This is a genomic window from Streptosporangium lutulentum, from assembly GCF_030811455.1.
Classification (GTDB): domain Bacteria; phylum Actinomycetota; class Actinomycetes; order Streptosporangiales; family Streptosporangiaceae; genus Streptosporangium; species Streptosporangium lutulentum.
In genome coordinates this window covers 6,249,510-6,270,972 of sequence record NZ_JAUSQU010000001.1, presented here as the reverse complement: position 1 = coordinate 6,270,972, position 21,463 = coordinate 6,249,510, and the positions used below count along the sequence as shown (strand labels likewise).

General features: G+C 70.6%; 17 protein-coding genes. 14 read left to right on the top strand and 3 right to left on the bottom strand.

Translation table 11 applies throughout. The features are described 5' to 3' along the window. Positions 1-69 precede the first annotated feature (69 nt). A complete protein-coding gene (locus J2853_RS27815; RefSeq protein WP_307563006.1) occupies positions 70-1,434 on the bottom strand; it encodes a glycosyltransferase family protein in 1,365 nt (454 codons plus the stop codon). 166 nt (positions 1,435-1,600) lie between these two features. Between J2853_RS27815 and J2853_RS27810 the strand changes: the two genes are divergently transcribed. The 13 genes from J2853_RS27810 (at position 1,601) to J2853_RS27750 (ending at position 16,628) form a co-directional block, all read left to right on the top strand. After that, entirely contained in the window at positions 1,601-3,772 is a 2,172-nt protein-coding gene (locus J2853_RS27810; RefSeq protein WP_307563004.1) for a hypothetical protein, read from the top strand. Between the two features lie 67 nt (positions 3,773-3,839). After that, complete coding sequence (locus J2853_RS27805) at positions 3,840-4,100, top strand: type II toxin-antitoxin system prevent-host-death family antitoxin (RefSeq protein WP_307563002.1); 261 nt, start codon at positions 3,840-3,842, stop codon at positions 4,098-4,100. Positions 4,101-4,140: 40 nt separating this feature from the next. Next, positions 4,141-5,043, top strand: coding sequence for a permease-like cell division protein FtsX (locus tag J2853_RS27800; RefSeq protein ID WP_307563000.1), 903 nt, complete (start codon positions 4,141-4,143; stop codon positions 5,041-5,043). Between the two features lie 73 nt (positions 5,044-5,116). Next, a complete protein-coding gene (locus tag J2853_RS27795) occupies positions 5,117-6,040 on the top strand; it encodes a glycosyltransferase family 2 protein (protein ID WP_307568845.1) in 924 nt (307 codons plus the stop codon). Beyond that, entirely contained in the window at positions 6,041-7,144 is a 1,104-nt protein-coding gene (locus tag J2853_RS27790; protein ID WP_307562998.1) for a glycosyltransferase family 4 protein, read from the top strand. It begins immediately after the preceding gene. A gap of 199 nt (positions 7,145-7,343) precedes the next feature. Continuing rightward, positions 7,344-8,183 carry a class I SAM-dependent methyltransferase gene (locus J2853_RS27785; protein ID WP_307562996.1) on the top strand — a complete coding sequence of 280 codons (840 nt, stop codon included), beginning with the start codon at positions 7,344-7,346 and terminating at the stop codon, positions 8,181-8,183. Between the two features lie 7 nt (positions 8,184-8,190). Continuing rightward, on the top strand, positions 8,191-9,117 hold the full coding sequence (locus J2853_RS27780; protein ID WP_307562994.1) for a lysylphosphatidylglycerol synthase transmembrane domain-containing protein: 927 nt from the start codon (positions 8,191-8,193) through the stop codon (positions 9,115-9,117). A gap of 90 nt (positions 9,118-9,207) precedes the next feature. Next, positions 9,208-10,329: a glycosyltransferase family 4 protein gene (locus J2853_RS27775; RefSeq protein WP_307562992.1), complete on the top strand. Its 1,122-nt coding sequence runs from the start codon at positions 9,208-9,210 to the stop codon at positions 10,327-10,329. A 17-nt stretch (positions 10,330-10,346) separates the two neighbouring features. Beyond that, on the top strand, positions 10,347-11,441 hold the full coding sequence (gene manB / locus J2853_RS27770) for a mannose-1-phosphate guanylyltransferase (protein ID WP_307562990.1): 1,095 nt from the start codon (positions 10,347-10,349) through the stop codon (positions 11,439-11,441). Between the two features lie 17 nt (positions 11,442-11,458). Then, positions 11,459-12,355: a DNA-3-methyladenine glycosylase family protein gene (locus J2853_RS27765; protein WP_307562989.1), complete on the top strand. Its 897-nt coding sequence runs from the start codon at positions 11,459-11,461 to the stop codon at positions 12,353-12,355. Between the two features lie 301 nt (positions 12,356-12,656). After that, positions 12,657-15,245 carry a bifunctional FO biosynthesis protein CofGH gene (locus J2853_RS27760; RefSeq protein ID WP_307562987.1) on the top strand — a complete coding sequence of 863 codons (2,589 nt, stop codon included), beginning with the start codon at positions 12,657-12,659 and terminating at the stop codon, positions 15,243-15,245. A 492-nt stretch (positions 15,246-15,737) separates the two neighbouring features. Continuing rightward, the gene (locus J2853_RS27755; RefSeq protein WP_307562985.1) at positions 15,738-16,076 is read left to right on the top strand and encodes a hypothetical protein; all 339 of its coding nucleotides are present in this window, start codon (positions 15,738-15,740) and stop codon (positions 16,074-16,076) included. A gap of 297 nt (positions 16,077-16,373) precedes the next feature. Further along, the gene (locus J2853_RS27750) at positions 16,374-16,628 is read left to right on the top strand and encodes a hypothetical protein (RefSeq protein WP_307562983.1); all 255 of its coding nucleotides are present in this window, start codon (positions 16,374-16,376) and stop codon (positions 16,626-16,628) included. Between the two features lie 22 nt (positions 16,629-16,650). On the opposite strand, the gene J2853_RS27745 is transcribed toward J2853_RS27750, so the two are convergent. Both J2853_RS27745 and cofD read right to left on the bottom strand, forming a co-directional pair. Further along, complete coding sequence (locus J2853_RS27745) at positions 16,651-17,931, bottom strand: coenzyme F420-0:L-glutamate ligase (RefSeq protein WP_307568843.1); 1,281 nt, start codon at positions 17,929-17,931, stop codon at positions 16,651-16,653. Between the two features lie 35 nt (positions 17,932-17,966). Further along, positions 17,967-18,941, bottom strand: coding sequence for a 2-phospho-L-lactate transferase (gene cofD, locus J2853_RS27740; RefSeq protein WP_307562981.1), 975 nt, complete (start codon positions 18,939-18,941; stop codon positions 17,967-17,969). A gap of 251 nt (positions 18,942-19,192) precedes the next feature. On the opposite strand from cofD, the gene J2853_RS27735 reads away from it, so the two are divergent. Then, positions 19,193-21,445 (top strand): DUF5336 domain-containing protein, encoded by a 2,253-nt coding sequence (locus tag J2853_RS27735; protein ID WP_307562980.1) that lies wholly within the window; start codon positions 19,193-19,195, stop codon positions 21,443-21,445. Positions 21,446-21,463: the final 18 nt, after the last annotated feature.

The following is a 21,463-nucleotide window of genomic DNA, read 5'->3' as shown; positions in this document are numbered from 1 at the left end:
CTGCGATGACATGAATTTGCTCAAGACCATCCCCTGACCACCGCCGTGCTGATCTGGCGGCCAGCATACTCAAATACGGACATTTCTTGGAATATTACGGAAATTAGGTTTACCCGCAACCAATGCCGCAGCCAGGCACGCTGCGGGTACGACGGGCAGAACGTAGCGGTAGTCGAACTGCGCGACCGCCGGAGGCATCACCAGCAGCACCGTCGCCGTCGTCCACGGCAGCACCCACGCCGTGGACTCCGGGCGGAACCGCCGGACGGCCGCCGCCACCGGAGGGATGAGCAGGATCACCAGTACCGCCGTTCCGGGGAGCCGGGCCACGTCCTGGTAGGTACGCATCCAGCCCGCGTAGGGTTCGACGACCTGAGCGGTGATCGAGCCCTGCTCGTAGCGCCGGGCGGACTCGGCGCCCTCCGTGGCCGGATAGCGGCCCGGTGGGGCCGGCGGCCTGTCCGGGAACTCGTAGTAGTCGTAGACCTCCCGGTCCGGGTAGACCGGGCGGCCCCAGGTGAACGAGCGGGCCAGCTCCGAGACGACCGACCCCAGATAGTCGAGCGGCTGGCTCTGGATGGCCAGCGAGGCGAACCGCCCGGCCAGCGCGTCGGTCTCCTTGGCGAAGGTGATGCCGGGCAGCTTGACCAGTGGCGAGTCCGGACCCCAGACGTACTCCTGCATGGGAGGCCGCTCGCGCGGCGGCCGGGGGTCGCAGAGCACGGCCAGGTCCGGCGAGGGCTTCATCACCGCGCAGTCGGCGAAGGTCATCGTCTTGGCGTAGAGGAAGACGCCGTTGGCGCCCACGATGCCGACCCGCTGGTAGGTCGCGTAGAACCAGGCCCCGTACCCCAGGATCGGCAGCGTCGCCGCGATCAGCATCACCCCGGCCGGCAGCAGCAGTCTTGGCGTGACCACCCGCCCCCGCTCCCGGTAGATCAGCCAGGCGGCGAAGATCACGACCAGCGGCAGCCCGACGGTCCTGGTCAGGGTCGCCGCCGCGAGCAGCAGCCCGATCCCGCACGCCGTACGCCACCCGACGGTCCGCCGCACGCCCAGGCAGACCGCCGACATGATCAGAACGGCGAACAGGGTGTCGGAGACCAGCAGGTGTTCCAACTCGATCTGGTAGGCGTCCAGCAGGGAGGGAACGGACGCGCCCACCGCGGCCCAGCCGGGGGCGCGCAGCCGCCGGGCGGTGAGGTAGACCAGCACGCCGACCATCAGCCCCAGCAGGTGCTGGACCAGCGTGACGAGGGCGAAGCTGTGAAACGGTTCGAACAGGCGCAGGAACATCGGGTATCCGGCCGGGCGGACCAGGTCGGGGCGAGGCTTCAGCGCGGTGACGACGTAGGTGTAGGAGTCGGGAAACCAGAGCGCGGGCCGGTATCCGAGCATGGTGATCACCCGCAGGACGGCTCCGAGGCCCAGCACACCCAGGAAAAAACGGTGCCGCCGCACCCACCCGACCAATCTCCGCCCCCTTCGAATGCTGGGCGTACGCTACAGGCTTTCACCGCGCCGCCGCGTCGCCGGACGCTCGCGCCGGTGTCGTCCCGGCCTGCCACTACGCTCGTGGCGAGCCATGAGAACCGGTTGGTTGGATCACACGCGCAGGCCCTCGGCGGGCACGGTGCTCGCCGTGGTCTCGGTCGTGCCCGCACTCGCGCTGGCGGGCTGGCTGCTGGCGGGGCTGCCGCTGCTGCTGCTCGGCTGGTTCCGGCCGGCCGCCGCGATCCCCCTGGGCCTGCTGGTCGCCGCGCTCCTGTGCCGGTACGGCCTGCGCCGCCTGCCGAAGACCGTCGAGGCGACCGCCTGGCAGACGACGGCGGTGATCGCCGTGGCCCTGGCCTCGGGCGTCTTCAACGGCCTGTTCCACAGCGAACAACTGATCATCCGCCGCGATCCCTCCACCTACGCGCAGTACGCCCTCTGGCTGGCCGGTCACGGCTCGCTGCCGATCCCCTTCCAGGAGGCGGCCTTCGGCGGCGCGAACCCGGCACTGCACTTCGACAGCATGGGCCTGTACGACTTCGGCGGCGCGATCGTGCCGCAGTTCATGCCGGGATCGCCGATGATCGACGCGGTCGGCGCCTGGCTGGGCGGCCTCTCGGGGCTCTTCCTGGTGCCGCCGCTGATGGGAGCGCTGGCCGTGCTCGTCGTCGCGGGGGTCGTCGCCCGCCTCGTCGGCGCGCGCTGGGCCCCGCCGGCCGCCCTGGTCTTCGCGGTCAGCCTGCCGATCCTCTACACCTCGCGCACCACCTTCAGCGAGATCCCCTCCCTGATCATGCTCTTCGGCGGTCTGGCCCTGTTGTTCGACGCCGAGGCCAGGCTCCGTCCCGGCCTCGCGGGCGCCGGCCACCCGCAGGCCGTCCCCTCCGGCGCGGAGCCCGCCGCCCCCTCCGGCGGGGATCTCGCCGTTGCCTCCGGGGCGGAGCCGGGCGGGATCCGCCCGGCGGGGTCCGGCGGCGCCGTGATCGGCGCGGTCCTGGCGGGTCTGGTGTTCGGGCTGGCCGTCCTCGTCAGGATCGACGGGCTACGCGACGTGCTCCCCGCGGTCGTCTACGCCGGACTGCTGATCGCCCTGCGCCGGGTCGGCGCCAGGGACGAGGGACGTCTCGGCGTTCCCCTGCTCTGCGGGCTGGCGGCGGGGGTCGCCGGAGGATTCGCCGCCGCCTACCTGCTCTCCCGGCCGTACCTGGACTACCTGTCGGGTTCACTCAACCCGCTGCTGGCGATCTGCGGCGCGGTCTTGGCCCTCACCCTGATCGCCGCGCTCCTCGCACCGCGACTCGCCGTCGTCGTCCGGTGGGCCGCGGGGATCCGGCGGCTGCCCGAGATCGCCGGCGGCCTGGTCGTGCTGATCATGGTGGCCTTCGCCGTCCGGCCGTGGCTGCAGACCGTCACCCGGTGGCCCACCACGGGCGACGACCGGGTGAACTTCGAGTTCATCGAGAGGACCCAGCAGGCGAACGGGCTGCCGATGGACGGTTCCCGGCTGTACTACGAGGAGTCGCTCCACTGGGTGATCTGGTACGTCGGGATCCCCACGGTGGTTCTGGCCACGCTGGCGGCGGCCGTGCTCACCCGCAGGCTGGTCAGGGGAGGCGAGTTCGCCTGGCTGCTGCCGCTGGCCGTCATCGGCTGGACCACGTTCACCACGCTCTACCGCCCGGCCATCACCCCCGACCAGCCGTGGGCCTCCCGGCGGCTCGTCCCGATCGTCATCCCCGGCCTGATCCTGCTCGCCGTCTGGGGCCTGCGCTGGGCGCGGGACAAGGCACGCAGGTCGGGGTACGGCCCGACCGTCCAGAAGAACGTCGCCGCCTTCGGCGTGGCGCTGCTCCTCATCCCCACGGCGCTCACCTCCGCCGGGACGGCGTTCAACCAGATCGAGCGCGGCGAGCGCGCGGCGGTCGAGGGGATGTGCGCGGCCCTCCCCGCGCGGGCCTCGGTGCTGATCGTGGAGCGGGTCACGGGCGACCGGCTCACCCAGGTCGTCCGGGGCACCTGCGGCGTTCCCACCGCCAGGGTCGCCCTCCTCAGGGACGCCGGCGTCTCCGTCCGGCCCACCGTCACCTATGTGGCCGACCGCGTCCGCGCCGCCGGCCGGGTCCCGGTCCTGCTCGCCGCCGAGGCCCGGCAGCTCTCCGCCTACGGCACGCCGGTCCAGATCATGGGCCTCCGTACCCGTCAGGACGAACGCTCCCTCGTCGACCCGCCCGACGGCACCTGGTCCCTGGCCGTCAACGTCTGGATGATCGTTCTCTGAACACCTGAGCGTGAGGAAAGTGGTGAATTCCCCGCCGATGTGGCCACCCGGGGGTCACGATTGCCCCATGAGTGAGCCGTTGTTCAGCGACCGTACGGTGGGTGCGGGTGGTCTCACCCATGGAACCGGACGGGTTCTCGCGCGGGTCAACGCGGGCGAGACGCCGGCCGTCACCGGGTGCGGCGAGCCCGTTGCCGTGGTCATCTCACTTCGCCGGCCGGGAACGGCCACGCCTTCCGTGGGTTACGCGACGAGTGGGGATCCCCTGTGGGCGTCCCGCGCGGACGAGAACCTCGGCGAACTCCTGGACGTCGGCATCATTCGGTAATGGATTGACCGAAGGCCGACAAGATCGACATAGTCGGTCCATGCACGTGAACCTCGAGGTTTCCGAAGCAGAAGATCTGTCCTCCGGGGACTCGGGGCGGCGGTCCCGGAGTCGGACACGGGTCGGGATTCGTCGCGCGCTGCCGGCCGGTGTGATGGCCGTCGCGGTGGCACTGGGAGCGACCGGGGCCGCGACGGCCGGGACCGAAGGGCGGTACGTCCAGCAGCGCCTCATCCAGGTTTCTCCGCCCCCGGCCGGTCCCTGGCCCCAGGACGGAGTGTTCACCATCTTTCTCTGCGGGAAAGACAACGTTTGGAAGCAGTGCCACAAGCGGGCGATCACATCGAAACAGCGACGAGCCCTTGAGGCGAGGCTGCGGGCGATGCCCCAGGTGGCGGAGGTGAGCTGCGAATCGCAAAATGCGGCGTGGGCGAACTTCCGGGAGCAGAACGCGGACAACAAGGCTCTGCTCTCGGCCCTCCAGGTCGACGACATGCCGGAGTCGTTCAGGGGCAGGCTCCATCGGCGGGCCGACATCGTGCCGATCAGATCCACCTTCGAGAAGATGGCCGGCGTCTCCAACGTCTTCACCTTCGGGGGTTCCTTCTGGGAGGGCAAGGCCGACGTCGAGATCACGCTGTGCGGGCCGGCGGAGGCGTCCGGCACCTGTGACGGGCGCGACGGCGCCACGCCGTTGGACAGGGAGAGGATCGAGGCCAGGCTGGGAACCGTGGAGGGGGTCGAGAAGGTCTATTTCGAGGATTCCGAGCATGCCGCGAAGGTGTTCGGATTCTTCTGGATGAGCAAGGTGTCGGGCCCTCAGGGTTTTCCCGAGTCCTACTACGTCAAGCTCGCCGATCCGGGTGACGCCCAGGTGCTGATCGACACGGTCAAGGTGATGCCGGGGGTCGGCCACGCCAGGACGGTGGCCGACAGCCGGTAGGTACCGGACCTGCCCGGGGAGGTGAAGTGCGCTCGCCTTTCGGCTGGGCAGAGTATCCTCGCCCGACGTGAGCATGCCCGAGACGCCCGAGAGTGGATCAGCTGTGGACGCAACACCGTACGTGACCATCGTCCTGCCGTGTTACAACGAGCAGGACCACGTCATCGCCGAGGTCGAGCGCATCTGCGAGGCCATGGACCACAGCGGATACACCTACGAGCTCGTGGCCGTCGACGACTTCTCCACCGACCAGACCCTGGCGAAGCTGCGGGAGGCCGAGCCCCGGTTCCCCAACATGCGGGTCCGGGCGTTCCACCGCAACGGCGGGTCGGGAACGGTGCGCAGGATCGGCACGCAGGAGGCGCGCGGCGAGATCGTCGTGTGGACCGACGCCGACATGACGTACCCGAACGAGCGCATCCCCGAGCTCATCCAGATCCTGGAGAAGGACTCGGCGATCGACCAGGTCGTGGGCGCGCGGACGAGCGAGGAGGGCTCGCACAAGTTTCTCCGGGTTCCGGCGAAGTGGTTCATCCGCAAGGTGGCCGAGCGGCTGGCGGGGCAGAAGATCCCCGACCTCAACAGCGGGCTGCGGGCGTTCCGCAAGTCGGTCGCCAAGCCGTACCTGCGGCTGCTGCCGCCCGGGTTCTCCTGCGTCACGACGATCACGCTGTCGTTCCTGTCGAACCAGCACGACGTCTACTACCTGCCGATCGGCTACAGCAAGCGGGCGGGCACGTCGAAGTTCAGCTTCGTCTCCGACGCCTACCGCTACATCCTGCAGGTGCTGCGGATGGTCATGTACTTCAACCCGCTCAAGGTCCTCATGCCGCCCGCCCTCTGGCTGGTCGGCATCGGCCTGGTCAAGGGTGTCGTCGACATCTTCCGCTACGGGTTCTACCTGACCAGCAACACCATCGTGATCTTCCTGTCCGGTCTGCTCATCGGTTCGCTGGCGCTGCTGGCCGACCTCATCGTGCGGTCCAGGAGCGAGTAGATGCGGATCGCGGTCGTCGGACCGACCTACCCCTACAAGGGCGGCGGCGCCGCGCACACCACCGAGCTGGCGCACCGCCTGCGGGCCGCCGGGCACGACGTGGTGATCGAGTCGTGGCGGGCACAGTACCCCTCCTTCCTCTATCCCGGGCAGCAGACCGTCGACACCCCCGACGGCGAGCCGTTCCCCCACGTCCGGCGCGATCTCGACTGGCGTCGCCCGGACGGCTGGGTCCGCTGCGGCCGGCGGCTCAGAACCGCCGACCTGGTGATCTTCGCGGTGCTCAGCCCGGTGCAGGTCCCGCCCTACCTGGGCATCCTGTACGGCCTGCGCCGCCGGACCAGGGTGGTGGCGCTCTGCCACAACGTCCTGCCGCACGAGTCCAAGCCGTACGACGCGCCGCTGATGAAGGCGCTGCTGCGCCGGGTCGACACGGTGCTCGTCCACTCCGAGCGGCAGGCCGCGCTGGCCCGCGAGCTGACGCCCGCCCCCGTACGGATGGCCGAGATGGCGCCACACCTCCCGAGCCGGGCCGGTGAGCCCGGCTCCTCGGAGGGGAGGGCGCGGCTTCCGGGCCGGACCGGTGAGCCCGGCGTGCACGACCGGCTGCTGTTCTTCGGCCTCGTCCGGCCGTACAAGGGGCTGGACCTGCTGATCCGCGCGCTGCCCGAGGGCGTGTCGCTTCGGGTGGCGGGGGAGTTCTGGGGCGGTCTGGACGAGACGAAGGCGCTGGTCGCCGAGCTCGGCCTGACCGACCGGGTGGAGCTGCGGCCAGGCTACGTGGCCGCGGCGGACGTGCCGGGGCTGTTCGCGGACGTGGACGCGCTGGTCCTGCCCTACCGGAGCGGGACGGCCAGCCAGCAGGTGTGGGTCGGCCACGAGCACGGGGTGCCGGTGATCGCCACCCGGGTCGGCACGCTCGGCGACCACGTCACCGACGGGGTGGACGGGCTGCTGGTCGAGCCCGGCTCGGTGGAGGCGCTGCGTGCGGCGCTGGCCGGGTTCTACCGTCCCGGCGAGCCCGAGCGGCTCCGCGCCGGGGTCAAGGCCGTCGACCCCGAGCCCTACTGGGCCTCCTATGTCGAGGCGCTGGTCTCACGCTGACGGGGGGCCGTGCGCGCGTTACCCGGCGGTGGGGTCCCGGGTCACCGGTATTCTTGGGCGTCGCAGTGCAACAAGGTGCATCAACAGGCGTCACAGTGCACGAAGGCGCGGCGAGCGACATCATGATGCGTCGATATGTGGCGGGCGACGCCGTGGCGGCGCGGGAAGCAGCGGGCGACCGAGGAGCGGTGAGCGACCGATGAGCACCGAACGAGTGGCGCAGCTTGAATACTCCGAGTTCCAGGCGGCGATGCTCGACGAGGAGAAACGCCGCCGCAAGGCCGCGAAGATCGTGGCGGTGCTCGGCCACTTCCTCGGCCGGGACAAGGACGTGCTCGCCGGGCTGACGGTCGCCGACATCGGGTGCTCGGCGGGTTTCATCGCCGACGAACTCGCCGCGGCGGGCGCGAGCCGGACGTTCGGCGTCGACATCGACGTGCCGGGCCTGCGCAAGGCGGCCCAGCGGTTCGGCGAGCGGGTCGAGTTCGTGTGCGCCGACGGCACCGCCCTGCCCTTCCCCGACGGGTCCGTCGACGTGCTGGTCTTCAACCACATCTACGAGCACGTGGTCGACCCGGACGCGATCATGGCCGAGATGCGCCGGGTGCTCACCGACGACGGCCTCCTCTACCTGGGACTGGGCAACCGGCTCGGGGTGATGGAGCCGCACTACAAGCTGCCGTTCCTGTCCTACCTGCCGCCCGCGCTGGCCGACCGCTACGTCCGGCTGTCCGGCAGGGCCGACAGTTATTACGAGCGCTACCGGACGCGCCGCGGCCTGCGCAAGATGGTGCGGGGGCTGCGCGTATGGGACTACACCTTCCCGGTGCTCGCCACCCCGGCGGCGTTCGCCGGGTCCGAGCTGTTCCCCGGCGTGATCGGCCGCGTGGCCGGGGGCGTGCTGTCCCGGATGCCGCGGCCCGTCCTGCGCGCGCTGCTTCCGGTGGTGCCGACCTACCTGTGGGTGGCGACCAAGAGCGGACGCGTCCCGGCGGGGGCGTCCCTGCCGCAGCCGCCCGACCCGGTTCGCGTCCTGTGAGCCGCTCGTGAAACGCCTGGTCCGCATCGCCTTCCTGCTCGTCGCGCTCGGGTTCGGCGCGTGGGTGGTGGTGGGGCAGTGGGACGAGATCCAGACGGGGTTCGCCCGGCTGTCGTGGCAGTCGCTCGTGCTGTCGCTGGTCGCGGTGATCGCGGCGCTGTGCGGCGGGATGATGACGTGGCGGGCGCTGCTGGCCGATCTCGGCTCGCCGCTGCCGTTCCGCGCGGGGGCGAAGGTCTTCTTCGTCGGGCAGCTGGGCAAGTACATCCCCGGCTCGCTCTGGCCGGTGATCGCCCAGATGGAGATGGGGCGTGAGCTGGGCGTGCCCAGGTCCCGCAGTGCCGCCGCCTTCTTCCTGACGCTGCCGGTGCAGCTCGCCAGCGGCCTGCTGATCTCGGCGGTGACGCTGCTGGCCGCCATGCCGGGGTCCGTCGCACCGTACGCCTGGGTGTTCCTGCTGATCCCGGTGCTCGCGGTGGTGTTCGAGCCGCGGGTGATCAACGCGGTCGTCGGGTTCGGGCTGCGGAAGCTGAGGCGCGAGCCGCTGGAGCGCCCGCTCACCCGCAGGGGCATGCTCACCGCGCTGGGCTGGGCGCTGCTCGGCTGGACCGCGTACGGCCTGCACCTGGCGGCGATCATCCAGGAGCTCGGGCTTTCGGGGGTGTCGATGATCGTGTTCTCCATCGGCGCGTTCGCGCTGTCCTGGTGCCTGGGGATCATGACGTTCGTGGTCCCCGCGGGGGCGGGAGTGCGCGAGGCGGCGATGGTGGTGGTCCTGGCGCCGGTGCTGGACCGGGGGTCGGCGATCGCGGCGGCACTCTGCTCCAGGATTGTGATCATTCTCGGCGATCTCATCTGCGCGGGCCTCGCGGGTCTGGCCGCCCGGCGTTCCGTCGACTCCCAGAGTGATTCCGTTCAGGGAAAAGCCGTGTGATTTCCCCCACGTTTTCAGAGACTCTGGCAATAGAGTTGATGGAAGAAGGGGACGGCTGTCCCGAGTGGATTCTGAGGGGAGCGATCCTTCTTGACGCCTCGAGTGCTCGTTGACGCGGCTGCGGTTCCGGCCGATCGCGGCGCGCTGATCAGGTACGTCGATGGACTCGTCGCCGCCCTGGACAGGATGGGCACCGATCTTGTGGTCGTCTGCCAGCGTGCCGACGCCGAACGATACGCCGGGCTCGCGCCCTCCGCCCGGATCGTGCCGGGACCTCACGGGATCACCAATCGGGCCGCCCGGCTGGCCTGGGAGCAGACCGGCCTTCCGCTCCTCGCCCGGCAGGCCGGCGCGCAGGTGATCCACGCCCCGTATTACTCGATCCCGCTGCGGTCGGGCCTGCCGACCGTGGCGACCGTGCACGACCTCACCTGGTTCACCGAGCCCACGCAGCACAGCGCGGTCAAGGCGTCGTTCTTCCGCTCGGCGACCCGCACGGCCGTGCGGCACGCGTCCAGGGTGATCGTGCCCTCCAAGGCGACCCGCGACGAGCTGATCCGGGTGCTCGCCGCCGACCCCACCCGGATCGACGTCGCCTACCACGGGGTGGATCCGGTGCTGTTCCACCGGCCGTCCGAGAGCGAGGTCAAGCACGCCTCCGACCGGCTCGGCCTGCACGGCACCCCCTATGTCGCCTTCCTCGGCCCGCTGGAGCCCCGTAAGAACGTGCCAAACCTGATCCGCGGCTTCGTGCGCGCGGTTCAGGACCTTGCCGACCCGCCCGCGCTGGTGCTGGCCGGGAGCATTCGTGACGCCGGCGTGGACGCCGCGGTGAGCGAGGTTCCGTCGACCGTGCGGGTGCTCCGCCCCGGATTCCTCGCCTTCGCCGACCTGTCGGGATTCCTCGGCGGCGCGCTCGTGGCGGCCTTCCCCTCAAGGGGTGAGGGCTTCGGGCTTCCGGTCCTGGAGGCGATGGCCTGCGGCGCGCCGGTGCTCACCACGCACCGCACCTCGCTGCCCGAGGTGGGAGGCGACGCGGTCGCCTACACCGAGCCCGACGACGTGAGCATCGCCGGCGCGTTGCGGGCGCTGCTGTCCTCGCCGGAGCGCAGGCAGGTTCTGTCCACGGCGGGAATGGTCCGGGCCAGGGAGTTCACCTGGGAGGCGTCGGCGGAGGCCCATCTGCTCTCCTACCAACGCGCTGCCGAGTAGTGAGCTAGCCTCGCGGAATGATGGAGACCCCTTTGCCGGAGCTCGAGGCGATTCTCCTCGTCGGAGGACAGGGGACGCGCCTGCGTCCGCTGACGCTTGGCACCCCCAAACCGCTACTCCCCACGGCGGGGGTTCCCTTTCTCGCCCACCAGCTCGCGCGGGCCAGGTCGTTCGGGGTGCGGCGCATCGTGTTCGCCACCTCCTACCGGGCGGAGATGTTCTCCGAGGCCTTCGGAGACGGTGCGGCGTTCGGGCTCTCCCTGGAATACATGACCGAGGAGACCCCGCTCGGCACCGGCGGCGCCATCCGTAACGCCGCCGAGGCGCTGAGCTCGGACCCGGACGCGCCGGTGCTGGTGCTCAACGGCGACATCCTGTCCGGCCACGACATCCGCGACCAGGTCGACATGCACGTCGCCGGGGGGGCCGCGGTCACCCTGCACCTGACCGAGGTGGAAGACCCCTCGCGCTTCGGCTGCGTGCCGACCGACGACGAGGGCCGGGTGACCGCCTTCCTGGAGAAGACCCCGAACCCGGTCACGAACCGGATCAACGCCGGATGCTACGTCTTCACCCGCTCGGTGATCGACACGATCCCGGCGGGCGAGGTCGTCTCGGTCGAGCGGGAGACCTTCCCCAGCCTGATCGAGGACGGCGCCCTGGTGCTCGGTTACGCCGACGCGTCCTACTGGCTCGACGTCGGCACCCCCGCCGCCTTCGTCCAGGGTTCCCGCGACCTCGTCCTCGGCCGCCTCGTCTCGCCGGCCTTACCCGGTCCCACCGGCGACTTCCTCGCCCTGCCCGGTGCCATGGTCTCGGCCGAGGCCAAGGTCGGCGGCGGTTCGGTGATCGGCGCCCGCGCGACGGTGGAGTCCGGAGCCCAGGTCTCCGGCAGCGTGCTCGGCGACGACTGCGTGATCCACTCGGGTGCGGTCGTGGTCGACTCGGTGGTCGGCATCGGCGCCCGGGTCGACTGCGGAGCGGTTCTGCGCGAGGTGGTCGTCGGCGACGGGGCCGTCGTCGGACCGGGCAACGAGTTGCTGGCCGGCAGCCGCGTCTGGCCCGGCATCGTGCTTCCCGAGTGCGCGGTTCGCTTCTCCAGCGACCTTTAGATCCCGTACGGAGCGTCGTGAGGGAGCGGGGGTGGCGGTCGGAGCAGCCGCTCGATCTGGGGCTGACGCTGGGGCGGCACCGCCACGGGAACGGCGATCCCACCTGGCGAAGGACGCCCGACGGGAGTATCTGGCGGACCTCGCGCACGCCCGGCGGCCCGGGCACGCTGCGGGTGTCCGCCCGGGACGGGCATGTCGCCGCCACCGCCTGGGGGCCGGGAGCGGAGTGGCTGCTGGAGACGCTCCCCGCGCTGCTCGGCGTCGATGACGATCTCTCGGGGTTCGCCCCCGAGCACGAGGTGGTCAGGAGGGCGGCCAAGCGCTACGAGGGGCTCAGGATCGGACGGACGTCACGGGTGCTGGAGGCCCTCGTGCCCGCCGTGCTCGAACAGAAGGTCGTGAGCGCCGAGGCGTGGCGGGCGTGGCGCCTGCTGCTCGGCCGGTACGGCGAGCCCGCGCCGGGGCCCGCGCCCGAGGGGATGCGGGTCTTCCCTGAGCCCGAGGTGTGGCGGGCCATCCCCTCGTGGGACTGGCACCGGGCGGGGGCGGAGGCCGTACGGGCGCGCACGATCGTGAACGCCGCGTGGCACGCCGCGAAGCTGGAGGCGGCGGGGGGCAGCGCCGAGGCGGATCGGCTGTTGCGGGCGCTGCCCGGGATCGGGGTGTGGACGTCGGCGGAGGTGCGGCAGAGGTCGCACGGTGACGCGGACGCGGTGTCGGTGGGTGACTTCCACCTGCCGTCGCTGGTGGGCTGGTCGCTGAGCGGCCGCCGGGCCGACGACGCGGAGATGTTGCGGCTGCTGGCTCCCTATCGGGGGCACAGGCACCGGGTCAGCCTGTTGCTGAGGTTGGGCGGTGAGCGGCCTCCCGCCCGGGGGCCGCGGATGGCCGCCCGAGACTACCGGTCGTTCTGAGCTCGCCGTCTTCGGCCGTCAACGGGCTGAGGACTGCCAGTCGCGCCCGTCGCGGGTGTCGGCTCCGACGAGCGGAGCAAGGACGGCGACGGCGACGAGGGTGAGGAGAAACCAGATCATTTTCGACTCCTGAGGGACGTGTTCCTGCGATGTCTTTACTGTATGCATCTGCAAGCATTTACGTCTATCGAGACTTGCTTGGGTATATCGTTTAGTGAAACTGAATCGTCCGATGGGCTATTCCGGCCCTATCCCCGGACCCGCCGCCTCACCGAGGGGCGCCGCGTCGTACTGTGCGGTCATGAGCGTGAACCCCACCGACAACGCGATGCGCCGGGCCCTGGCCAGGGCCCGCGACGGCAAAGCTCTCGATGTGACCGAAGCCACCGTTCTGCTTCACGCCAGGAACGAACACCTTGAGACCCTGCTCGGGCACGCAGGCCGGGTCAGGGACGCGGGACTGGAGGCCGTGGGGCGACAAGGGATCATCACCTACAGCCGCAAGGTCTTCATCCCGCTGACCCGGCTCTGCCGGGACCGCTGCGGCTACTGCACGTTCGCCACCGCCCCGCACAAGCTGGAGAGCATGTTCCTCAGCCCCGACGAGGTGCTTGAGATCGCCCGGCAGGGTGCGGCGATGGGGTGCAAGGAGGCGCTGTTCACCCTGGGCGACCGGCCCGAGGACCGCTGGCACCAGGCCCGCGAGTGGCTGGACGCGCACGGTTACGACGACACGCTGTCCTACGTCCGCGCGATGGCCATCCGGGTGCTGGAGGAGACCGGGTTGCTGCCGCACCTGAACCCCGGCGTCATGACCTGGAAGGACCTGCAGCGCCTCAAGCCGGTGGCGCCGTCCATGGGGATGATGCTGGAGACGACCTCACGGCGGCTGTTCGAGGAGAAGGGGCAGGCGCACCACGGCTCGCCGGACAAGGATCCCGCGGTGCGGCTGCGCGTGCTGGAGGACGCGGGGCGGACGAACGTGCCGTTCACCAGCGGGATCCTCATCGGCATCGGCGAGACGATCGAGGACCGCGCCGAGTCGGTGTTCGCGCTGCGCAAGGTGGCGCGCGAGTACGGCGGGCTCCAGGAGGTCATCGTCCAGAACTTCCGCGCAAAGCCGGACACCGCGATGCGCGGCATGCCGGACGCCGACCTGCAGGAGCTGGCCGCCACGATCGCGGTGACCCGGCTGGTGCTGGGTCCCAAGATGCGGGTGCAGGCGCCGCCGAACCTGGTCGACTCCGAGTACGCCCTGATGATCAGGGCGGGCATCGACGACTGGGGCGGGGTCTCCCCGCTGACGCCCGACCACGTCAACCCCGAGCGCCCGTGGCCCCAGATCGAGGACCTCGCCGCCCGTACGGCCGCCACCGGGTTCACCCTGCGCGAGCGGCTGACGATCTACCCGGAGTTCGTCCTCGCCGGGGAGCCCTGGCTCGACCCCAGGCTCAACGCCCACGTGGCCGCCCTCGCCGACCCCGAGACCGGCCTCGCCCGCGAGGACGCGGTCCTCGCCGGCCGTCCCTGGCAGGAGCCGGACGGCGGCTTCGTCTCCCTGGGGCGCACCGACCTGCACACGGCCGTCGACACCGAGGGCCGGACCAACGACCGTCGCGACGACTTCGACAACGTCTACGGCGACTGGGAGGCGCTCAAGGAACGTCTCCCCGCCGCCTCCTCGGCGGTCAGGGGCGATGTACGGCAGGCGCTGCGGCAGGCCGAGACCGACCCTGCCCGGCTCACCGACGCGCAGGCGCTCGTCCTGCTCGACGTCGCCGGTGACCCCGACGGCACCGGGGCGGACGACGCGGCCCTGGACGAGCTGTGCCGGATCGCCGACGGCCTCCGCAGGGAGGCGGTCGGCGACGACGTCACCTACGTGGTGAACCGGAACATCAACTTCACCAACGTCTGCTACACCGGCTGCCGCTTCTGCGCCTTCGCGCAGCGCCGTACCGACGCCGACGCCTACACCCTGTCATTGGAGCAGGTCGCCGACCGGGCCTGGGAGGGATGGGAGGCCGGAGCCACCGAGGTGTGCATGCAGGGCGGCATCCATCCGGACCTGCCGGGCAGCGCCTACTTCGACATCGCCAGGGCGGTCAAGGCCCGGGTGCCGGAGATGCACGTTCACGCCTTCTCTCCCATGGAGGTCATCAACGGCGCGAGCCGTACCAACCTGTCCATCGAGGACTGGCTGACCGCGGCCAGAGAGGCGGGTGTCGACTCGCTCCCCGGCACCGCGGCCGAGATCCTCGACGACGACGTCCGCTGGGTGCTCACCAAGGGCAAGCTCCCCACCAGGGAGTGGATCGAGGTCATCTCCACCGCCCACAGGGTCGGCATCCCGACGACGTCCACGATGATGTACGGCCACGTGGACAACCACGCGCACTGGGTCCAGCACATCAGGTTGATCCGCCGCATCCAGGAGGAGACCGGCGGATTCTCCGAGTTCGTGCTGCTGCCGTTCGTTCACCACAGCTCGCCCATCTACCTGGCGGGGATCGCCCGGCCGGGACCGACCGCTCGGGAGAACCGGGCCGTGCACGCGCTGGCCCGGATCCTCCTGCACGGCGCGATCAAGAACATCCAGTGTTCCTGGGTGAAGCTCCAGGACGGGTTGTGCCGCGAGGTGCTCCAGGGCGGGGTCAACGACCTCGGCGGCACGCTGATGGAGGAGACGATCAGCCGGATGGCGGGGTCGGAGAACGGCTCCTTCAAGACGATCACCGAGCTTGAGGCCATGGTGGCCCCGACCGGGCGGCGGGTCCGGCAGCGGACCACCTCCTACGGGGTGCCGGACGCGGGCCGGGTGGCCGCGGCGGCGGCGAGCGACGGCGTCTGCCGCAGCGTACGCCCCCTCCTGCCGCTTGAGCGGTTGTAGCGGGATTCGTTCACGGTGAACTTCAGGCCCGTTGGAGTTCAATGAAAATCTAATGGGGGTCCGGTTGCGCGGCGTGGGAGTGGTCCCAGGCTCCGCAACCGGACTCACCGTCCTCGGTCCCACAGGGAAAGGGCCGCGGTCGTCGGGAGATAAAGCCTTCCGCGTGGTGATGATCTACCAGGGCATTGTGGTCCGTTCCCGATGGCAGGCCCTTGAGGTGCGGGCTTTCGGTGGAATGGCGCGGTCGAATGCGGCCGGACTCTCTCCTTTGATTCCCGTTGGTTATCGGGGCGTCATCCGGTGTGCCCAAGGCTTTGGGCCTTTCTGGGTGGTCAATGGAGTTCCCTCCAATACCGTGGGATTCAGGTTCTGCGCCGCGTCGGTGTCGTCTCCGTCGTTTCTGTTCCGTCCATTGTTTTCGACACCGATTCGGCGTCCCGTCAGCCCGGGTATCGCCCAGGCGTGAACTGGTTTGACATGGAGTGATCCATCATGATCAAAGTCAGGAACGCTCTCGCCGCCGGAACGATGGTGGCGTCCGCTCTCATCGCACCCGTGACGATGCCGGCCTCGTTCGCCAGCGCCGACACCGTGGCCCGGACCACCTCCACGACCTCCACCCTCACCGCCCTCCAGAAGCCCTGCAGCAAGCACAAGAACCCCGACAGGTGCCGTCAACGCCGCGGCGCCGGCCACGGCCACGGTCACGGCGGTGGTGGTAGCGGTGGCACGGGAGCGGGAACGAGCACGGGCAGCGGCATCGGCATCACCGACGACACCAGCCCCGCCAGCGGCGGGCAGGGCGGCAGCGGCGCCGGCGTCAACAACTGAGCGGCGATATCGACAACCGGCCCATGGGCGGCGGCTCGGAGAGCCGCCGCCCATGCCGTGTCACCGCACGTCTATGAATTCCGCCGGGCCGTTCGTCGTTTCACGGCAGGCGACGTGTGCGCCGGACCGGCCACCGTCGAATACAGCCGAATGCGGCGAGTACAGCGAACGGTCCGGCGGCGACCACGAGCCCGATGTCCTCAACGAGGCGAGGAGAGGCATTCTCCGTTCATTTGAGTAGTCAATGACATACTCTTAGTCACGAAATCCTGCTTCCCCCTAGGTAGGAGCGTGTCGATGGACGGCTCGGACGGCCGGATCGTGGTTCTCGTGGTGATCGCGGTGATCCTTTTTGCTGTCGGGCGGCGCTTCCAGCGGACGATGGACACGTGGGCGGGATGGGGAAAGGCGGTCAAGGCGGCGGCGGACGCGGCGGCGAAGATCCCGGGCGCGAGATCGGCGGCGTGGGCGGCGGTCCGGAGCATGATCATGATCGGTCTGGGGGCGCTGATCCTGTTCGCGGTGGTCGCGAACGCGATCCGGTTCGGATGAGACCCCGGCCGCGGGACGGCTCTCAGCGGACGACGATGAAGTCGGCCGCCCTCCGAGGCGGGCGGTCGCGGGGCGGGGCGGCCGGGTGGCCGATCGCCACGGCGCCCATCGGATCCCAGCCGAGGGGCAGGTCGAGGACCTCGCGGACCACGTCGCGGCAGAACATGGTGGACGACACCCAGGCCGAGCCCAGGCCCTCCATCGCGAGCTGGACCAGGAAGTTCTGCACCCCGGCGCCGGCCGCGACCACGAACATCTCCCGCTCGCTCGCGTTGCGCCGGTCATCGCGGTAGGTGTGCGAGCCCTCCATGACCAGGCAGGGCACCGCGATGTACGGCGCCGCGCGCAGCACCTCGCCGCGCTTGACCCGCTTGGCGATCGACTCCTCGGAGAAACCGTCGCCGCGCAGGTCGGCGATCCACGCCTCGCGCATGGCGTCGAGCAGCTTCTCGCGAATCCCGGGCGACTCCAGCAGGACGAACCGCCACGGGGTCGTGTGGTGCGGGGCGGGCGCGGCTATCGCGGCGTCCACCGCCCGGCGGACCGAGGCGCCGTCCACCGGCTCGCCGGAGAACTCGCGGATGGTCCTGCGGGCGAAGACCACGTCGCGTGAGCCGTACCGGAACATGTCGTCCTCGGACGGGCGGACCAGTTCGCGGACACCCGGCCCGTCCTCCTCGGTGGTGTACTCCGTCATGCCCCTGATCACGGCCACCGGGGTCTGCGCGAGCTTGCCCTTGACCAGGTCTCCCGCAGCGGCGAACTCGTCGGCGACGGCGGTCAGGGTGACCTCCAGCGCGTTGCCGTGGTCGTCGGACAGGCCCCGGTAGTCGAGCGCGGGGGTCACCCCCGCGATGCCGACGGCCATGTCGGTCTGGCCGTTGCGCCAGGTGCGGCCGAACGTGTCGGAGATGATCACGCCGACCGACACGCCGAGCCGTTCCCGGATGCGGGCCCGGACGGCCACGGCGGAGGCGTCGGGGTCGACGGGCAGCAGCACGACGGTGCCGGGCTCGGTGTTGGAGGCGTCCACCCCGGCCGCGGCCATGACGAACCCGTGCGCGGTCTGCGCGATCACCGTCTCGCCCCGGCGGGCGACCACCCGCTCGGTCTCGGCGGCGATCGCCTCGGTGCGGTCGACGCCCCTGCGGGTCCGGCCCTCGGCCTTGCTGGAGATCTTGGAGGTGACCACCAGGATGTCGCCGTCGCGCAGGCCCGGCATCGCCGCGACGATCAGTTCGCCGACGTCGTCACCCTCCCTGACCTCGGGAATCCCGGAGATCGGGAAGATCTCCACTCTCATGTCGGACGGGCCGTCCTGCCCGCGCCTGATCCTGCTCACCGTGCGTCCCCGTCCTGCGTCGCGGCGCCCCGCCGGGCCGCGATCCGTGTGGCCAGGTCGAGGGCGGCCCGGGCGATGGCCGCGGCGGACTCGACGTCGTGCATGATCAGGGGACGGGCCTCGACGCTGACGCCGTCGAGGCCGACCCCGGCGTCCTCCTCCGCGACGAGCCAGCCGTCGATCAGCGGCGAGCCGTACAGGTCCAGAACCGCCTGGGCGGTGGTCTCCACGCCGATCGCGGTGAGGCAGGCGTCGGCCATGCCCCGGACGGGGGCGCCGCCGATGATGGGGGAGACCCCGACGACCGTCTTGGCGTCGAGCGCCTCGCGAATGCCCTTGATCTGCAGGATCGTCCCGATGCTGACGACGGGGTTGGACGGGGGCAGGATCACCAGGTCGGCGTCGGCGATGGCCTGGAGCACCCCGGGGGCGGGCTTGGCCTCGTCCGCGCCGACCAGGATGATCTGCTCGGCCGGGACCGAGGCGCGCAGCCGTACCCACCACTCCTGGAAGTGGACGGCCCGCCGGCCCTGCTCGTCGGAGATGACCACGTGGGTCTCGGTCCGGTCGTCGCTCATCGGGATCAGCCGCACCCCCGGCTCCCAGCGCGCGCACAGCGCCTCGGTGACCGCCGAGAGCGGATATCCGGCGTCGAGCATCTGGGTGCGCACGATGTGGGTGGCGAAGTCGCGGTCGCCCAGGCCGAACCACTGCGGTTCGACGCCGTAGGCCGCCAGTTCCTCCTTGACGACGTGCGACTCCTTCTGTCTTCCCCAGCCCTGTTCCTCGTTGATGCCGCCACCCAGGGTGTACATCACGGTGTCCAGGTCGGGGCAGACACGCAGGCCGTAGAGGCTGATGTCGTCACCGGTGTTACCGATTACGGTGATCTCCGAGCTGGGAGCCGCGGTGAGGAGGCCGCGGAGGAAACGAGCTCCTCCGATTCCGCCGGCGAGGGACACAATGCGCATGCCGTCCAGTCTTCCATTTGGTGGGCCGGGCCGTTCGAAGGGTCCGCCAAGGGGGGCGGGAGCAGTCTTTTCATGATCGTTATGAGGACCGTCCGTGCTGGCAGGACCGCCAAGCCCAATGTCCGAAATATGGGGTATTAGGGTTAAATGTAGTACTTGTGAGATTGGTGGGCTTCTTGAGACCACCGACACCAAAGTCGGCCATGTGCAAAACTGGCCCGGGTTTACCTAAAGACCCTATGGGGGTAGTTGTGATCAATGTCGAGGAAGGCCGGCTTCGAGAAGCGGCCGCATGGCTCATGGTCGCCGTCGCGTCTCTGGGCGTCCTCGTCGGCATCGAACGGCTGCTGTTCGGCGACCTGCCATTCGCTCTGCGCGCGCTGGGATCCGTGGGCGACCTCGCCTCACCGGTGGTGACGGCGCTGCTCGTCGGCGGTGTGCTGCTGGCCGGGAACCTGGGTCCGGTGATCGCGCGGTTCAGCCTCATGGTCCACGTGGCCGTGGGCGCCCTCGGGCTCTCCGCGCTGTTCGGCCTGGTCGGCCTGTTCGGTGGAGTCTTCAGCGGTGCGACGGATCTCCAGCAGAAGATCGAGTTTCTGCTCGTCACCCTTCCCACGCTCGGGCTGACCGTGATCGGCCTGTTCTACCTCCTGCCGAAGGCGGCCGCGGCTCGTTCGCAGGCGGGCGGCATCCGCGCCGGGGCGGGCTTCGACCGGCCCCAGGAGCAGTACCCCTACGCCCAGGGTCAGGCTCCCGCCCAGGGGTACGGGCCTGCCGCGGGGCAGCCCTCCCAGGGGCAGGCCCCCCAGGGATACGCGCCCCTCACGGACCAGCCTCCCGCCCATGGGTACGCCCCTGCCGCGGGGCAGTCTCCGCAGGGGCCCGTCCCCGCTCACGTGCCCGCCCCACAGGGCGGGCACGGTCATGTTCACCCCCAGGGCCAAGCGCCCCAGCAGGGTTTCCAGCCGCAGGACCAGGCCCCGCAGGGCGGGCACGCCTACTCGCAGGAGACTCCGCCCGCCCCGGCTCCGGCGCCCCCCGTCCCGTACAGCCCGCCGGCGCTTCCGCCCGGGCCCAGCGCCGCCAACGCCTCCGAGGGGTACGGCCAGCCCGCGGAGGGATACGGCCAGCCTCAGCCCGGCGCATACACCCCGCCGGCGAACGACGGATACTCCCAGGCCGCCTACGCGCAGCCTCCGGCGGAGAGTCAGCAGTACCCTCAGCCCGGCGCCTACGCGCAGCCTCCGGCCGAGGGCCAGTACGGCGCCCAGCCCGGCGCCTACGCGCAGCCGTCCCCCGAGAACCAGCAGTACGGCGCCCAGCCCGGCGCCTACACGCAGCCTCCGGCGGAGAGCCAGCAGTACCCTCAGCCCGGCGCTTACACCCCGCCGGCGAACGACGGATACTCCCAGGCCGCCTACGCGCAGCCTCCGGCGGAGGGCCAGCAGTACGGCGCCCAGCCCGGCCCGTACGCCCAGGCTCCGCAGCAGCCCGCTCCGCAGGCTCCGCCCGCCTCCCCCGCTCCGCAGCAGGCCGAGACCTACACCCCGAGTCCGTACGTCGCGGCGGACGTCCAGCCGCCGGCCCCGTCCACGCCGTCCTACGACTCGATGAACTACTCCGCTCCCCTGGAGCAGTCGTCGGCCCCGGCCTACACGGAGCCGCAGCTTCCGAGTTACGGACAGCATTCCGACGCCCAGCTCCCGGGCTACGGGCAGCCCGATCCCCAGCGCCCGGTCTACGGCCAGCAGGACTCCCAGACCTACGGCCAGCAGCCGGACCCCCAGCGTCCGGCCTACGGCCAGCAGGACTCGCAGAGCTACGCTCAGCAGCCTGACTCCCCGGTCCCGGCCTACGGTCAGCAGCCCGAACCGCAGGCGCCCCCGTCCTACGCGCCGGCGGAAAGCCACCCGAACCGGCCCTTCGAGAGCCAGGCGCAGTCGTCCTTCCCGCAGCCGCCGGAGAACTACGGCCAGCCGTTCGGCGGGTACTCCAGCGCGGAGTTCGGCCGGCCGGCCGACCAGAACCCGTCCTATCCGGCCCCGGCCCCCGACCCGGTGGACCTCCGCTCCCAGCAGATCGCCCAGGCCTACCAGCAGGCGGAGAGCTACCAGCAGCAGGCGCAGGGCACCGAACCGCAGCTACGGGTCCCGGACTACTCCGAGCAGGCCGCCCCGGCCGCCGGCGGAGGCTACGACGACCCGTTCGGCCACCCGCAGACCCCGCCTCCCGCGCAGCCGTACCAGCAGCAGAGCGGTCACCAGTGGGACTCCACGGCCGAGACGACATTGCGGTTCGACCCGAATGCCTACCAGGCCGACCCGCTCAACGCGCCCGGCCCCGCATCCAGATCCTGGGACTCCCAGCCCATAGACCCCACGGCTATCTACAAACCGGAGCGATCGGGTCAGGTCACGGAAGAGGAAACCCCCGATAGAGAGAGGGTGGGCCCCGGTCAGGATCAGAACATGTCCTGGTACGGTTCCGACCGTCGAGAGCACTGAAGGGCCAGGCGATCGTCA

Coding starts and splice junctions, on each gene's coding strand:
- J2853_RS27805 (WP_307563002.1), top strand. CDS start 3,840: ATGAGTGAGCCGTTGTTCAGCGACCGTACGGTGGGTGCGGGTGGTCTC.
- J2853_RS27800 (WP_307563000.1), top strand. CDS start 4,141: ATGCACGTGAACCTCGAGGTTTCCGAAGCAGAAGATCTGTCCTCCGGG.
- J2853_RS27795 (WP_307568845.1), top strand. CDS start 5,117: ATGCCCGAGACGCCCGAGAGTGGATCAGCTGTGGACGCAACACCGTAC.
- J2853_RS27790 (WP_307562998.1), top strand. CDS start 6,041: ATGCGGATCGCGGTCGTCGGACCGACCTACCCCTACAAGGGCGGCGGC.
- J2853_RS27785 (WP_307562996.1), top strand. CDS start 7,344: ATGAGCACCGAACGAGTGGCGCAGCTTGAATACTCCGAGTTCCAGGCG.
- manB (WP_307562990.1), top strand. CDS start 10,347: ATGATGGAGACCCCTTTGCCGGAGCTCGAGGCGATTCTCCTCGTCGGA.
- J2853_RS27760 (WP_307562987.1), top strand. CDS start 12,657: ATGAGCGTGAACCCCACCGACAACGCGATGCGCCGGGCCCTGGCCAGG.
- J2853_RS27755 (WP_307562985.1), top strand. CDS start 15,738: ATGATCAAAGTCAGGAACGCTCTCGCCGCCGGAACGATGGTGGCGTCC.
- J2853_RS27750 (WP_307562983.1), top strand. CDS start 16,374: ATGGACGGCTCGGACGGCCGGATCGTGGTTCTCGTGGTGATCGCGGTG.
- J2853_RS27745 (WP_307568843.1), bottom strand. CDS start 17,931: ATGAGAGTGGAGATCTTCCCGATCTCCGGGATTCCCGAGGTCAGGGAG.
- cofD (WP_307562981.1), bottom strand. CDS start 18,941: ATGCGCATTGTGTCCCTCGCCGGCGGAATCGGAGGAGCTCGTTTCCTC.